Below are 17,646 nucleotides of genomic sequence, written 5' to 3' on the forward strand. Positions count from 1 at the left end.
GTGCATCCCACTGCACGCGCACGGTGAATTCCCGCACGAACCGATCGCCCACCCGGATCCGCCGTACCTCGTAGCGCACCAGCTGCCGCGGCCCGCCCAATCGCCCCGTGCCCGGCGCCGCGGGGCGACCGGGCCGTAATCCCGGCTCCAGTGCCCACACATCCGGATCGGCCACCTCCACGTCCACCACCCGCACCGGCGCGGACGCGCGTGCGCGTTCCCAGTCCGGTAGCCGCAGCGGCGCGACACCCGGCACCGGATCGAACCACGGCGCCGATTCCGCGGTCGAATGGCGCCACGACTGGTCACCCAGCACCTCCGCGGAACCCGGTCCCACAACCCGTCCCACACGCTCGCGTTCGAGCTCGAGCTCGAGCTCGAGCTCGTGCGCGGGCGCGGACTCGGTAGGAGGGCGATGCGCAGGGTTGACGGTTCGGTCGAAGTTGTCGAAAGTATCCACCCGCGACACCGCCGTCCCGTCCGGATCCACACGCCCAACCACACCGTCGTAGATTGTGTCGCCGCGGGTGCCGGTGGAGTGGGCAGGGGCGCCGGTGCCGTTGGACGATGCCGTGCCATCGGATATCGCGCCGGTGGCCTCGTCCACACCGACGTGGACGTGGGAGCTATGCCCGCCGCGGGACTCGGTGGTCTGGGTGTCCGGAGGATCCTGCTCGGCCGGGTGGTTTGCATTACCGGGCCTGCCCGGGCGGGTGTGGGATCCGTCGTGTGCTGTCGTGCTGTGGGGGCGGATGGTGCGGGTTCCGCCCAGCGATATCGGTGCGAACAGGTCGACTCGTAGCAGCCCGGCGTTGCGGCGCGCGTCGACGAACGCCGAGATCGCCGCGCTCAACCGGTCGGGCTGCGGGGACGGTCGCAGTCTGGAGAAGAAGGTTCGTGGCTGTGCGGCTGTCTGTAATTCCTCGGGGGTGGCGTGTTTGTGGAGGGCGTCGCCTGCCGACACCACTGTCGCGTGGTTCGGATGGGTAACGGCGGCCTGGACATGCTGGTGACCGGCCTGGATCACCAGACCGGTCAGCGCGTCGAATGGTGTTGGGCCCGTTGTATCCGGTACATGCCATTGCACTGTGGTGGCGGTGTCCACGGGCCCGAATCCGATGATTGCGCGGCCGGGTGCGCGTCTCGTGACCGGATCGGTTTGGGCGTCGCTGATGTCACTGCCGACAACCAAGGACAGCAAATACACCGGGGGCTCGGTGTGACCGGATTGCCTGGCGATGAGCGCGGTCTCGAGGTCCGCGTTGATCACGGCCGCCTGGACAGCGTGCAGCCTGGCCCGTTCTTGGTACCCGCCGCTGAACCTCGCCAGGCGGGGGCTGCGGTTGAACCGGTCGATGCTGAGCTCTAGATACGTGCGATTCAACTGGTCTCGCACCGGTGCATCGATGCCTTCACCGTTGCGCAGACGCGGGAAATAGGTGACCAGACGCAACTGTACTGCCGTCGGCTGATCCGTGAAGTGCAGCCTGTCCCACCATGCGCGGCCGTACTGCTGCCACCAGGTGGCTAAGTCCCGCGGGGTCGGCCCGACGCGCCAGAGCAAAGGTGGTGGTTCCGGCCGACTAGTGGGACCGTAGGGTGGCGGTTCCGACGGACCGACGTAGATTCTCCGTAAGTAATTCTGATCGCTCCACGCCCGCAGGATCTCGGTCTGCCGGCCCAGGCTCCGACGCATGGCCGCAATAAACGCCTCGGACGAATTACTCGGACTGCCCACGCCCTCGCGACGATCCAACCCCCTCTCCACTCCCCCGATCACGCCCAGCAGGCGCTGGATCTCGTCATATTGACGGCTCAACTCATCGAAACGGCCACCCTCCATGATGTAGTCGCCGTGATCGTCACACGCCGGGATGATGTAGTTACCGTCGCGGGTGAAGCCGTCATTGAGCCTGAGGCCACGCCGACGTAACAGATCCGCCGCCAAATCGTCCATGGTCTGGTTGTCGCCGACGTACGGGGGTGGGACGGGGAGTGTGAGAGGGGCGTCGGTGGGGTGGTCCGTGTATGCGGGGGGCCTGTCCGAGGCGTCACCGGTGTTGGCATTTTGGGGGTGGTCGACCGATACATCAGCGTTGCTGCCGGGTGCGCCGATGCCGCGGGGGTTTTGCTCGTCGAGGCCGATGCGGTGTTGTGCGGGGGGGCCATCGTGGGTGGTGGTGGTTCGGCTCGATTCGGCGGTGGACACCGCGGGGGGTGTGGCCGGTGGCGCTGTCTGTACGAGGTTCCAGACGTCCGGCTGCATCGGATCGGGATCTCCGAAGGCGAAGTGCGCACCGGTGCCGCGGATGTGAATGACCCTGAATTTATTCAGATGCTTGATATCGACATTGAGCCTGGTGCCTTCACCGTATGCGACGCCGTCCATGATGTCAGGTACGTCCGGGTTGCGACTCCGCGGATTCTCCAGCTGCAGCGTGATACGACCGTTGTCATCGAACTTCGCATCCAGCACTGAATATCCGTGGAGCCCCACCAGCCCCTGGTATTTGATGTCGTTCTCCGCTGCGCCGCCGAAATCATGAGTGGCTAAAGTAATTGTATCGCCGCGATCGAGGGTGAACCGGATCAAATCGGCGACATGCTTACCGGCGATGGCACTGGTGAATGGCTTATCGATATCATAGGCTTGAACTAAATAGCCGAGCATGGCAGCGATTTCGGCCGACCACTGGTTTCGCTCATCATTGCTCAGATGATTCTCCAGGAAACTCTGGAAATCCGCAGACAGCGGGTCGGTCTGCCCGAGGTACCACTCCTGCTGCCATAGCGGCTCCAACCTGGCGAGCCGTTTCGCGAACGCGAACACCGACTCCGGTTTCGCATCCTTCCCCATCTGCTCGGAGATCAACTCCTGCAGCGCATCGGCACCGAACCGCATCGGATGCAGGAACGTCATCACCCCGAGACTGCGTACCGGCTGATGTATGGAGCCGAAGCCACCTATCTCGTAGGGCGGCAGCAACTCCGCCATCGCTATCGTCGGGTTGCCTCCGTGGATATTATCGTAGTCTCCGCCTTTCCATGCCGCATACGCTTTTTCGATGAGCGCCGGCCACAACGGATGGTCTTTATCGTTGGCCGCATAGATCACCTTCCCGTTCGCATCGGCAAACAAATCCTTGGTGATCCGCACCCAGATCGGAACTTGCCCCTCGAAGAATCGCACCGCGACAGTATCGTCCGGATATTCGCGAATCATATCCACGATTGCCTGTGGTTTACGCTCGGCCATGTTCTTCAACGGCGCTATCAGATAACAGTCCCCGAGTTTGCCCTGCGCCACATCCTGTGACATCACCACCGGTTTTCCGGCGCTGTCGGTGCGGAACACCGCACCCCATGGGGGCTGTATCGTCAGCCCCAGCGCTCGCAGCGCGTGCTCGGTCACCGGGGTATGCCCGTCCAGCAGGACACCGCGCGGCCCGACATCCACCGACAGCGGTTCACCGGGCGGAAGGTGGTACGCGATGTCTTCGGGTTTCAACAATCGCAAACCAGCGACGTCGGGCACCATCCATTGATACTTACCGTCACTGCCCAGGGTCAGCTCGGGTAGCAGGTTGCGGTGCACCCAGTGGACTGCCGAATCGTCACCGACACGCACCGAGATGAAATTCGGGACCTTGGGGTCGTCGGTTTCGTGCAGCAGATCGCCGGGCCGCACGTTCAGCAGCCCACCGCGGCGGTCCGCAATGCTCAACCGGTCCGACGGCGGGGTGATCGTCGACCGCGGCATATCCTGTACCGGTAGCGAATCCGGGTCGATTGGTGCGGCGAACGGCAGGACTGACACCGTCGCATCGACCCCGACCTGGAACCGCAGAAGCGAATATGCCTTCTGTGCCAACGCCGGCCACATCGGCGCGCCGTCGGTGTGGGCCACATACACCGGCAGCCCGGACCTAGGGCCGTGCATTAGGCTCCGGTCGATCCGCACCCATTGCGGCATGCCGTTGACGAAGAACCGCACCGCGACGGTTCCGTCGGTATATTCCTGAGTTCCGTCGGTGTATACGTGAGTTCCGTCGCGGTATTCGTGGAACATGTCCACCAACGCCTGCGGGTCCCGCTTGGCGATCTCACCCAGGTCGTCCACCAGCTCGGCATATTTCGAATGAGTGCCGCGCTGGGCATCCGCCGGTTTCGGTACCGGCTGCGAATTCTCCTGCGAGAACACCGGTCCCGCATGCATTGTCATCGCCGAGGCCGTATCCATACCCAGCGCGGTCACAGCGTCCGCCGGGAGCACGACGCGCATGCCCTGATGCTCCAAATACAGTCCACCGTCGCCGGTCGACTGGGTCGGCACCTGAGCGCCGTATCCCAGCTTTACCCGCGACCCTTGCGCGGTCGCGAACAGCAGCTGGGTGGGAGATTCGTTGTGCTCCTGGTGCCGCTGGTCACGCGTCGGCCAGCCCTGCACAGCGCCGCTCGAATCGGTGGTCCAGCTGAAATGGTCGAGCAACTCGATACTCACCGGATGCATCACCGGGTCCGAATCCAGCCGGATCGAATATCGGAACGCCCCGCTGGGATCGGCCTTCTGGTCCAGCCACATCCTGTCCGTAGGCCTGATCACTACCGCCTGACCCTTCTCGTCGATCAGCACGGTGTTCTGTGTGTGCTCGATCGTGCTCAGCTGCTGCACCACCAGTTTGTCCAGTACTGCCGAGTCGAACCTCCTGCGCCCGGCATACGGGTTGCGCGTACCCACCAACTCCGCCCCGAACAGGTTTCGCTCCCTCTCGGTGAATTCCCAGTCGAATTTGTCGAATTCCCAGTCGGCGGGCACATCCTCGGGGCGTAGGCGCTGGTCTTCGGGGAATATTGCGACTGGGTCTCCGTCGTCGTCTATTGCGACGTGGTAGTGACCTCCGCCGGTGTTTTCGCGGAATCCGAACGTCCTCTGATAGCCGGTGTTTTCGCGGAAGAGTGTGTATGTGGGAGTTTCGGTGTCGGGGTCGCCGTGGTGCAGGCGTCGGGTGTAGCCGTCTGGGTAGCGGATGTCCAGGTTCAGTTTGTAGGTTCGGGCTACTGCGGGTAGCAGGAATTCGGCCGCGAGGTCGGCGTATTGCCCGTCCAGTAGGAGGTTTTCCAGTTGGTTGTTGAACGCGGCTCGGCGGAATTCGTTGTACCTTGCTCGGCGAATCTGGTCGGATCGTGTTGCGGGCATGAACTCATTTGGTGGGCCGCCCGGCATGAAATCATCGGGTGGGTCCGCCTGCGCCGATTGGTCGGGGGTGCCGGTCCGGCTGGTGTATACGGCCTGGACTGCGCTGGCGCGGATGTCTTCGTGTGCGGAGGGGTCGTTCATGCCGACTATGCGGGCAAGGGCGTGGAACAGGCAGTTCCCGTCCCCTAGCTGTGATTCCCACATGCCATCGGGTGGGTAGATGTTGTTGATGTGGGTGCGCAGCGTGGGCTGGGTTGATGGTGTGCGGGAACCACCTGCCAGGGGGTGCTCACCGTGGGACTCGGGGGTAGATCCCACTGCCTGAAGCGCATTTGGCAGGGACGACTGCGGATCCGCGACATCGCCCATGGGCTGCCACGCCGCCGGGCCGGACCGCTGGGCGGTGGCGGCCGGCGCCTGCTGCTGCGCGCGCTCGGAGTGCTGCCGGCTCGGCTGCCCGCCGAGATCGGCGGCCGCCGGTCGGACGCCCGCGTGATAGTGGCCGCCACCGTAATCGACGCGCACCAGCACCGCGCTCGCGGTGGCCGGATCGCCGATCGGCGCGGGCCACCGGTCGTCGAGGATCGCGATCGTCGTGTGCTGTGATTCCATGATCGCCCGCGGCAGCAGATCGGCCAGGTCGTTCTGGTACACCCCGGCCGCGCGCAACCGCTGCAGTTCCGCGTCGAACCGCGCCGCCCGATCCTGCTCAGCGACGCCCGGCGGGTTGTAGAGCGCGAAGAAGGCCGCCCGGTTCGCCGCGATGTGGCCGACGGCCTCGGCGCGGACCCTCAGGTGATCCTTCACACTGCCCGTGGCGATGACGAACGACTCGAACAGGCAGTCGCCGGTGGGCTCGACCGTGATCAGCTCGAGTCCGGCCGCCCGCAGCGCCTGCAGCTGGGCATGGTTCGGAGCCCAGTGCTGAGCACGCAATTCGGTGAACGCCTGCTCCGGATCGGCGGCCTGCAGAACCTGGGTCAATGCCGCGGCCGCCACCCCTGCCCCTGGATCGTCGGTCGCCGACAGCACGTCACGGAGGGTGAGGACCCCCTCGCGGCCCTGCTGCCGTGCCATGTCCAGCGGGCCGGCGAACTCGCCGGCGAACAGCAGCCGGGCCGCCTCCCGGCGCTGATCGTGCGTGAGCGCGGGCGTCACCGCGGTAGTCTCTGTCGTGGGGGCCGGGGTCACCGGCACCAGCTTCGGAGCGAGGCCCGGGATTATCATAATCGCTGTGTGACCGAGCTGTGCCTCGCTCTCGTCGGTCAGCCAGCCCAGCGGTTTGAAGGTCGCCAGAATCGCCGGATCCATCGCGGCGGCATAGTCTTCCGCGGCCAACGACGCCAGCCCGAACACCCGGACGGCATAGTTCGCGATCGACCCGTGCACGCTCCTCTCGTCCCTCAGGGGCTGCATCAGCAGCGGACCGCTGACACCGGGAGCAGCCCGGGCCAGCCGCGGCGGCAGCACGCCGCGCAGCGTAGCCAGCTGATGCAGGCGCAGCACAGCGGCCGGGATCGCCTCGATGCCACCGGTCCGCAGCGATTCCAGGAGGCTCTGGTACTCCCGTCCCAGCACGGTGCGTTCCGGCTCGCCCTCGGCCGCCGCCAGCCTGCTCAACATCTGCTCGAGCTGCGCGCGGTCGGCCTGGATCGCGGCACGGTCGGACTCATGGTAACGGGCAACGAACCGCTCCGGGACCGCCGTCATCAGGTCCGCCAGATACCGGGAATTCCGCGGCGCCACAATGAAGTGGTTGCCCAGCACCCCCCGCCTATATTTGCCCTCGACCGCGGCCTGCAACCGCTCCGCGGCGGGCAGTTCCTGCAACTCCTCCGCCTCCAGATCCTCTCGGTCACGAATCCCCGGGCCGAACACCGGAACATCGTCCTCGTGCAGGAACATCGGCTCGAGGTCCGCCAGCTTCACCGCACCGGGGGCCAGGTCCACATCGGCGTACACGCCACCGCGCAACGTCAGCACCGCATACCGGCCGATGTCCGAGACCAGGTTGAAAGCCCCTGTCTGCAGGCTTAATTCGTAAATAGCAGCCACTTCCCCGCCGCCCACCTCGGCGACCAGGTCACGCAGATCATCGCGGATCACGAATTTGTGTGCGGCCGCCCGGATGTCCGGGTCCTGTTCCAGCTGGGCGCGAACCTTGTCGTAGCCACCCTGAGTCCAGAGCGTGAACGCCCAGTCCGAATTCCCCGCGGATTTCACCCACGCCTTGATGTTCGCCAGTGCCGTCGGAGTGAGTTCGCCACCGAACCAGGTGAAGTTCATCTCACGGGGTATCTCGTGCACCAGGGTCGCGTCGGCGGCACGCAATTTCGGCAGCAGATCCGCGGCCATCCGGTCGCCCACCCGGCGCAGACCGGCGCGCCCGGCACCGGCGATGAGCAACCGGGCCGGAAGCACGACCCCGGAACCGGTGAGCCGATCGAATTCGGCGGGCAGGTCACCGATCGTCACCGCCCGGTCGCCGAGGGTCGCGGCGGTGCGGGTGCGGAACTGCAGGTACCCGGCACGGGCCTGGTCGACCGTGAGCGCCCGGCCCTTCACCTTGAGATTGTCGAGCACATCGAGTAGCAGGGCATGGTGCAACGGGGTCACCGCGCCGGCCGCCCCCGCATGGAAATCGGTCAGCAACCGATCGACGTGCGCCACGGTCGGCGCCGTCGATCCGGGCAGAATTCCCCGATCCCGCAGGAGATCCGTCAGCCGCCGGACGGTGGTGAGCTCCCGGACCTTCGCCTGCACATCGCCGGGCACCAGGCCGGTCAGGTCGGTGTGCAGGTTCTCGAGCGCGCGTAGCCGCGGCCCCGGATCCTGGAACAGGCCGGTGAGTGCGTCGGCGCGATGATGCAGTCCGATCGCCTTGGCCAGCTGCAGATCTCGCGCATCGTGGGCGAGGAAGTGTGCCGGCGGTTCGAATGCGGGCGTGGGCCGATGTGCCGCAACGGAATTGGTGGCAATGGCCAGGTGTGACGACCCGTCACTGGCGCCGATGCGGACGTTGCCGATGGTGCGGGGGTGGCCGGGTATGGTGATCGGCTGGCCTTGTGGGGTGATGAAGATGGCGTGCAGGGCGCTGATTTTGGTGGGGTCGTGTGGGGTGAGGGGGGTTTCGGCGCCGGTAAACGGGTTCGCTTGGACAACGTCTGTGTTGTTGTGGCGCAGGTAATAGGAATGTGCGCCGGCACCGTGCTGATCGGTGGTGGTGAGGGTGGCAGCGATCATGGCGTGGGAGCCGGGCCCGAGTTCGGGATGGGTTTTCAAGATTTCGGCGATGGCGTCGTGGCTGGCGAAGGGTTGTAGTTGTGCGCCTTCACCTTGTGCGTTCTCACCGCCGTACTCTTCGAATTCTTCGGGGCTGATCCCAGCAAGTCCGACCGCACTGGCAAGTCCGGCCAAGCCGCCTGGGCCGTAGGGGGGGCGCATGTGGGTGCTGTTGGTGCCGGCAGCAACTCGCTGCGCGGTGAGCGGCGCGCAGACATTGATCGAATATCCGCCGGGAAGGTATCCATCGGACGTGCCGGTCCGGGGTGCCGGGAGTTGTTGTGCGGGCGCCGACGATTCGGGGGCGGTGGCATGCTGTCGGCTGCCGTCTGTCACGAGTGCGAGGTCGGCGTGGCGTTTCGTGACGGCTGTGTGGGCGGTGGCGCCGTCACCGTGGGTGGTGCTCGATGCCAGGTTCGTAGTGGGAGTGGTTGTGCGGCTGAGTGATTGGCGCACGAGCCGTCGGAACAGGGCGCTGATACGGCCTGGGGTGCGCTCGGTCGGCGGGGTTTGGGTGTGTTGCGCTGCCCGCGATATTCTCGGACCGCCGAAGATGCCACGGCCATCGATACGGGATACCAGGCGTTGCAGAGCACGCGGTGCGCTGGAGGGCTCGCGTGGGGTGTCGGCGGTGTGGATGTGCGTGCTGCCGTCGGTTCTCTGGGGGTTATCCCGTCCGGGGCGGGCCGTTCCGGGGGGCCGGGCCATCTCGGCCCGTAATGTTTCGCCGTACCGCCCGTGTGTCTCGAGGCCCGGCCAGCGCACATAGCGTGGCGGCACCAGCGTTGCCTGGATGCCGAACGGACGCTTCGGTCGGGTCTGTTGCGTCTCCCGGTCCGATCGCCGCTGACCGATCGTATCGGACTGCTTGGTATGCAGTAGGGAACCGGAGACCCACTCGTAGGTGCTCCGGAGGGGAACCCGGTTCTGTCTGGAGATATCGTCCCGCTGCGGATGCGGTACGGAGGTGTCGCGGCCGGGAACCTCGATGGTGAACGTATGAGGAAGCCGGGTGCGCAGGGAGGTTTTGGCTCCCTGCGTGGAGGTTTCGGCCCCTCGCACATGCGGTAGGGAGCTGGTTCGGGGAGGAATCGCGGGCCGGCTGCCGTCTGTCACGTGTGCGGGTGCGTTGTTACGTGTGACGCGCCGGGCAAGGATCTCGCCGAATCCGAGACCGGATACCCCGATGCTGTGATCCGATTCGCCCAGCGCGTTGATCCGGCGGGCTTCGTCGAACGCGGACAGCGCGTTCTGCAATCGGCCGGCGCCGTCGAGTACCGGGCCGTCCAGTCCCTGCGCCAGTTCACCGAATTGGTACGGATTCTTGTAGTCGACCCATACCACCGCCGCCGCAGGCTGATCCGGATATTTGCTTTTCGTCGTGACGTAGAGCTGCATTCCGCTGGTCAGAGCGCTCATCGACGTGGTGAGATCGTGGCTCATCGAGGCCATCGAAATGCGGCCTCTGGGGACGTACCATGACAGTGAAGTCGCGGTATCTATATCTCCGAAGCTCATGACCGCCGCACCGCGTCCGCCGAATGCGTCGGGATCGGCCTTCAGCAGATATACGGGTGGTGTGTCGATTCCGGATTGCTCGGCGACCAAGAGGGCCTCGAGCTCCGCAGTGTACAGGTTCACCAATAAATGGCCCAGGTTGTCCTTGCGCTGCTGCTCGAGTTCCGATCGTGCGGGGTTATATCCCTGCTTCTGTAGCGCGGATTGGATATAGCTCCGGTTGAGTGTGTTCCGTACCTCGGCGGGAATACCGTCGGCATTGCGTAGTCCGGGGTAATCGGTGACCAGGCGGTACTGGAATTCCGATGACAGATCGGAGAAGTGCAGATCGTTCCACCACTGCTTGCCGTACTCGTTCCACCAGTTCGCCAGCTGCCGGGTCCGGCCGCGCGCGGCTGTCGTCCCTATCGTCGTGCCGGTTCCGCGCAAGCCTTCCGGAGCGTTCGGTGGCACGATCCGGTCGTGCTCGTCGTACGCGCCGTCCGGCCGGCGACGCGGCGCCGGATGCGCCCAGAGGTCCAGGTCCAGAGAAGGACGCACGGTCCCTGCCTCGAGCGATTGCCGCCAATTCTCGAGGTCTTGCTGCCGCTGCGCCCAATTCAGGCGTTCTGCAAGTAGCTTATCCGTGACCGCCGACGTGTTTCCGCTGCGACTCTCCCAGCTTTCGAGCAACCCGTCCTGTGCGTCAAGGAGCCGTAGCTGCCAATCGACCTCGGCGGTTTGCCGCGCCAGTTCGCCGACTCGCTCCCGCACAGGGCCGTTGATGCCCGTCGTGTCGTCCGGGCCGACGGCCTTCCTCTGGAATCCGGGTGCGACTCTGAGGCCTCGTCGTCTCTGCAGGTCGAGGAAGTAGTCGTTGATCTTCGGCCGAGGATGGTAATGCCCGCTGTGGTCGGTCATCACCTCGAGCAATCCGTTGTTCACCATGAGGTAGCCGGCGGCGGTGACCGTTTTCCCGCCGAGGAACGACGAGTGGTACCGCACCAGGTGCGTATTGCCGGCGTACCAGTTGCCGAACTCGTCCGCGACGAATTTCGCGCCGGCCGGTGCGTGGAACGGAGCGCCGTCGCGCGCTTGATACAACCTGCCATCGGGGCCCACGAATATCCGGTGCTGTTCGCGTTCTTCCGGTGTCATATAGTGGGTCGGTATATTGACTGTGTCTGATGTGAACTTGCGGTTTCTGCGATCCACCACCTTTCGACTGCGCAGCCCGAGCCACGTCCGGTGTCGAATCGTCCGGTGCCGAATCGGCCGGTTCTCGCCGAGGTATTTCCTGCCGAGCGCGGCACCATCCAGCAATGGTATCTGCCGGGATGCCACAATGCGATCGTACGAGGCCGGAATATCCTTCAGTGGTATTGCACCGGGAACAGTAGCCGGATGGGTAGCGGGTTCGAGCGGGTTCATCCACGCGAATAGCGAGCCGTCGGAATTCACCCCTATCTCGTAATGGCCCAGAGCGGATTGCCGCACGTGTATAGTCGATAGCCGACGATTGACCACCGAGTGGGTCGGCAGTCCGGTCCGGTGATAGTCCAGGACGAGATTCGCATTGAACCGATCACCCACCAGTTTCAGCAATTCCCGGTGTGTCAGGTCGTGACCGGCGGCGGCGCGGCGGCCGAAATCGATCCCGGGATTCCGTAGATCTGCCATCGCCCGCTTCAGCCGTTCGGCAGCTTCACCCAGATGCTGGTCGGTGTAGCGTTGCTGCTCGGCCTGTCCCCACGACCTCCACTGTTCGACTTCAGCCGGATCAGTCAACGTCTTCAGCCATATGTCGAAATTCTGCCGGCGGGCGATCTCCGGAGCATGGATGGACTGCCGCTGTTCTGGCTCGAAGACTATCGCGTAATCGCGCAAATACTCGCCGATCTGATCGGCGAGCGCAGTGCGCAGACTCAGCGAATCGTCCATATTGAACACCCGGGCCAGTGCGGTGAACAGCGGATCGCGGGTACTGTGCACCGGCACCCATTCCTGCGGTGTGGGCTGGGAATCCGACTGGATCGGGCCCACAGGATCCTGCGGCAACGGCGGGCTGAGATCGGGCACCGCCGAATCGCGCGACGGGTCCGAGACGGCGGAAGGCACCGGGGTCACCCAGGATGCCGTAGGCGCCTGCACGTAGCCGACTCCCGCCGCTTCGAGCAGTTGCCGCAACCGGTTCGTGTCGATTTCGCCTATGTACCTCCCCTCGAAAGCGAGGTAGACCCGACGCAATGAGTCGTCTCCGATGACCGGACCCAACGTTGCTTGATACAGCTCGTCATAAGCGTCGACATACCATATAGCGGTTCCCGCATCCCAGCCATGGTCGAGCTGTTCCCATATTGCAGCGACCCGGTCGTCGACACCCCGATACGGCGTCTCCACCGCATCCTCGGGCAGATCGCTGGGCCGCTGCGCGGGCTCGGACTGCTCGTCACTGTACGTCGAGGAGGAATCCTCGCCGGCCGTCGGCGAATGGATCGTCCGCGGATCACCCGCATCGCTGCCGTTCTTCGATCCATCGTTCTTCGTGGGTGTGCTGCCGGCGAGCTCCGCAATGGGCTCTTGCTGGCCTTCGGGGATGGGGCTGCGCTCGCCCAGACCGCCCAGCTCACCTAGCTCGCCCAGACCGCCCAGCTCACCCGGACCGACCAGACCGCTCAAACCGACCAGACCGAGGAAATAATCGGGGTCTTCGTTCACGCCAGTCGAATTCGGCGAAGACTGCGGCTGCTGCGGTGGTGCACGGTTCTGTTGCTCGTGCTGCACCGACTGTATGTTGCTGACTTCCAGCGTCTCCACCGCATCCTCGGGCACGCCGCTGGGACGCTCCGTGAACTCGGACTGCTCGTCGCTGTAGGCGGAGAATGTACCGTTCACTCCCGGGGGGTTCGGGCGCCAGGATTCAGGTAGGGGGAGAGTGATCTCGACATAATTCAGCCCATGGTCGCGAATTGAATTATAGAATTCCTGGCCGCTTATGACCGGGAACTCGGCGGCCGGTTCGGATCCGGGGTCGCGAATTTCAAGGTTACCGTCATGGCGGACGACAGCGGTCTTGGCTCCGGAATCGTCTCGGAATTTTATAATCGCCCCGGCGGTGAAGCCGTTGCCGGCTATCTTCTCTCCGAAGGCGGAAATCCCCCAGACACGGCTGGCGACGGAACCGGCCAAAGCCGGTTGAACTACCGTTACGTCACCTGATTTCAATGCCGCACCCTGGCGTCGGAGATAGCTCCAAAAACCAGCGATCGAGTGCTCGCTTTTAATGGACATGTCATGCACGTCGTCCGACATGTCCACGTGACCGTCGGCGAATACAGCGGTTATCGAACCTTGGGGAAGCGAGAAACGCATTTTCGTACCGTCGGGGTATTCGGCGCCGTCGAACGTCGCGAGGAATCCGGCGGTGGCGAAGGTGTCACGCTGTTCGGTGGGGCCGGGCACGCGGATGCGGGTGTCGACGTTGCTGCCCACCGGCATGGACTGTGCAGAACTGTCGTCCGCTGCGGAGGCCGTGGGCTCGACACCAGGCGAATTCGGCGAAGACTCCTGCTGCTGCGGTTGTGCGAGCCGGTTCTGCTGCTCGGGCCGCATCGGCCGTACGCCGTCGACTCCCGGCAGCTCCACCGCATCCTCGGGCACGTCGGCAGGTAGCACGACGCTCGACGGCTCGACCTGTCGCGCACTGTCTGCGGGCACGGACTGCTCGTTACCGTGCGTCGAGGAGGACTGCTCGCCACTGCTGCTAGCAGGCCGGGAACCCTCGTCGTCCGCGATGGGCTTTTGCCGGTCTATGGATATGGGGTTGTGCTCGATCGTCTCGTCCAGACCGCCCAGACCGCCCAGACCGATGAAATAGTTGTGCTCGATCTTCTCGCCCAGACCGCCCAGACCGAAGAAATCGGGATCGATGTCAGCGTCCTGGGGGTCTGTGGTGTTGTGCGACAGCGGTTGGCTGAACTCGTCGTCGTGGGTGGAGCCGGGCGAGTCGGGCCGCGGACCATCGGCCGGCCGGTCGGGGGAAGGGGTGCCCTTCGAATCTTGGGAGTACACGCTCTCGGAGTAATCGGAGTGTGAGCTTCCAGGTCTGCTCGGGTTGGGATCCTCGGCCGCGGGGGTGCTGCGGTGTTCGAGTTGGTTGTAGACACGGACGACGGTGATCTCGTCGTTGGCAAGCACTTCATCCAGGTTTGCCGTCACCGGTTTGTCATTGGCATCGTGCATTCCACGGTTCGGTGAGCCATCAGGTTGCCGCCAGATGTACCATCCGCTGAACTGGTCACCCAGCACCGTAATTTCGGAAGGGCTCGGGGCGTACTTCCCGAACGAGTTCTTCGAGGGCCGTTGGAAATTCGTGCCGAACCGGGCTGCGATCTCCGCCCAGTCCTTGCCGAGTGAGTGTTCCATGTGCTGCTCGTGCGAGGGCGAACGCTCCGGCGAGCGCGGTGCGCGCTGTCCGGTCTGTACGGCGAGGTAGTAATGGCTCCTGTAGATCAGGACCGAGGCGTCGGGTGCTGCGGTGGTGTCTTCACCGAGGATCACTCCGGCCGATCTGTACGCCTCGCTCTGCAAGCCCAGCAGAAGCCCTCGGCGGTTGATTACGGCGCTGGCGGCTCGGGGTACCAGGTGGCTGATCGCGTTCCGCCAGACGCCTCGGTTGGTTATTGCCCGGATCTGCTGGTGGAACCGGGCCAGGAGTTGGAAGTTCTCCCGTGCCTGAATCAGGGCTCGCAATTCTGCGCGGTCGAGAATTCCGGCGTGAGGTTCGGCTACGGCCCAGTCGATGACGGTGTAGAACTGCCTGAAGTAGTCCTCGACATTCGCTCTGATCTCGTCGGCGACCTCCGCGCGCAGCTCGGTGATCCGCTGGTCCAGTACGGCCTGCGTGAGGGGTGGGTCGTCCCGGTAGACAACGCGCTCGAGGGCATAGAAGAAGCAATCACCGTCGGCGGGCATGGACTCCCAGACATGCCCTGCCGGTGCGACGATGCCACCCACAGTGTCCGATCGCGGGCCCTGCCGCCGGACGCCGGTCGGCGAAGGCTGCAGAGCTTCGCTAGGGTTGTCGTCCTCTGCCGCACCGGCTTTGGGCCGCTCCGTTTCGGAGTGCTGGTCGCCGGTAGATGCCTTGGGCTGCGCTGGCTGTTGCGCCTGCTCGGCCGACTTGTCCAGTGCTACGTCATTATTGGTCTCGGAGTGGGTGGCGGCATCGGTGCCCTGCTGCTGCGCCTTGGTCTGCTTGGTCGAGTTGTCTAGTCCTACATCATTATTGGTGTCGGAATGGGCGGCCGCATCGGTGCTCTGCTGCTGCGGCTCGACCTGTTTCATCGAGTTGTCCAGTCCTGCATCGTTATTGGTCTCGGAGCGGCCGGCATCGCTGCTCTGCTGCTGCGGCTCGGTCTGTTGGGCCTGCTCGGTCTGCTCCGGCTGGTGCTGGGGTTCCGCGGCGGGGACGATCTGCTCGGTTTCCGCTGGATCTTTGATGGGGGTGTCGAGGGCGGCCATCGCCACCGGACCGCCCGCACCGGCCGAGCCGTCTCCGCGCGGTGGGGTTCCGCTCCGTGGCACGGCAAGCGACTGCCCCATCCCAGCGCCGGGGGGCGCGATGTTCGACTGCTGCCCATTCTCCTGCGTCGGGGACGGGGATTCGCCGGTGTCCCTGAGCGGTGGTTTCTCGATGGTCCGGAACCAGGCGTTGCCGACGACCCAGTAGGTGCCGGTACGGTTGGTGATTTCGAGGACAACGCCGGCCTGGACGACGTACCCGGCCGTTCCGTTGCCGCCGAAGCGCAGGAGGTAGCGCCTGACGCTGGCGATGGAACCAGCATTGCCCTGCGTGCGGTGTGTACCGATAAGGGGGAGGTTGGGTGTGCCTTGGTTGGCGTTGTCCGGGGTGAGCTCGCTTCTGACGCCGAAGGTGACGGTGGGGCTGAAGGTGGAGCTCCCCTGGACTTGGGAACCGTAGACCGTGAAGTCGAAGTGGTCGATGGCGACGCCGTCGTCTGTCTCTACGAGGTTGGCCGGGAAAAGCGTGAGTTTGACGGTGGTGTCGGTGGCGTGGACGCCCTCGGCGAGCTCCGGGGGCCCGGGCAGCGGTTCCGCAGGCGCCTCGGCGCTGAGGAAGGGAAGGGCGGCGGCGGGGCTCAGGACGGTGACACGGCCGCTCGCGGCCAGGGTGTTCAGGCGGGAGAATATGGCTTCGGCGGAGTGGGGGTTGAAGATTTGCTCGCCATCGGCGAGGGAGGCGAAGGCGGGGTCGGCGCCGAGGACCTGGGCCAATTGTTCGGCGCCGTCGAATGAGTAGATTTCGAACGGCATGGTAGGCACCCAGGCCGGTCCGGCGAACAGGGCCCGCGCATCGCTGGACATTTCCATGTCGATGGCGATGGAGTCCGCGGGCGCCGGCGGGCGGGGGACTGTGGGGTTGGACTGGAGTATGCGGGGAGTGATGCGGGGGATGGTGGCAGTGTCGCCTACTTCTCGCGTTTCTCTGGTGTGGAACCGGAGGCTGACCTCGGCGGTCAGCTTGCCGCGGGAGACGTTGGTCGGTGCCGGCGCCGGTGCCGGCGCCGGTGTCAGTGCCGGTGGGGCGGCCGGTGGCGCAAGGATCCCGAAGGGGAGTTGGCCGCTGTGGGCGAGGGTGTGCATCAGGAGGTTCAGCACCCAGATGTCCAGCAGGTTCCACAGGGCCCGTCCGCCGTAGACGAGACCGGCGATAACGCTGAGCACCAGGAAGTTCAGCAGCGGATCGTGATCGGGTCTCGAGCTGACCTCGACGGTGAACAGATAAAGGACGTCGGGGAATTCGGTAGTGCTGCCGCCACTGTGTATCCAGTCGCGCCGATCGCGGCTGGAAGTCTGGATTTGGCCCTCTCTCTTGTCATTTTGGAAGGCAACGGTGAACATGGGGCGCTGGCTGACGAACTGGCCGCCGACGGACAAGCCGTACTTGTTGGTGCTGGTGTGAGATTCGCCGACCATGGTGGCGCCGGGAACGACGAGGGCGGCCCCGTCGCCGGTGGAGTGGCCGGAGACCTTGTCCAGGGCGGAGGTGGTGGGGACCTCTCTACCGGTCACCTTGTGCAGGTCGGTGTCCGGGCGTGCGGACAACACGATCGTGACTTTGCGGAGACCGCTCCGGGAGCGGTAGGGGAAGCTGAAGCCGATACGTCCGTCGGGTCCGGCGTTGGGGAGGGTGCGCTTACCGAAGCTGGTGGTGAACTCGTTGATCAGGGGCAAGACGGTGTCGTTGTAGGTGCCCGAGCCGGGTGTGGTGACACCGGGAGCCTGTTGCTTCACGAGCCGGACAACAAGATCCTGGAAGGCATTACGACCGCCTGTGACCTTGACTTCGGCGGCGCTGGCGTACCCGAGGTCACCACCACTGCGGATGAACGTCCAGGGCAGCCCACGATTGCGCGGTTTTGCGTCGGGAATTGTGGAGCCGGTACCGCCCAGGGCGTTGCCGGCGGTGCTGGCCTGGGCGAGGGCGAGCAGTTCGGGGTTATTGTGCAGGTCGTTGGCGACGACGGAATACTTCACGCCGTTCGGGAGGTCGATGACGCGGGTCAGAGCGCCGAGTGGTTTGCCGGCGAACAGCATTTCGGTGCCGCCCTTCACCCGGACGACAAGATGGACGGTCCCGGAGACCC

Annotated in this window: 1 protein-coding gene (running past both ends of the window); it reads right to left on the minus strand. The window is 64.9% G+C overall.

All 17,646 nt of this window come from inside a single coding sequence — locus tag ACV7NQ_RS20455, C2 family cysteine protease, on the minus strand. Of the gene's 72,762 coding nucleotides, 12,298 precede the window and 42,818 follow it; the stretch shown corresponds to coding positions 12,299-29,944, spanning codon 4,100 (partial) through codon 9,982 (partial); reading right to left, the first codon wholly in view occupies nucleotides 17,642-17,644. Both codon boundaries (start and stop) fall beyond the window edges.

Source organism: Nocardia sp. Tas62D01, from assembly GCF_055232035.1.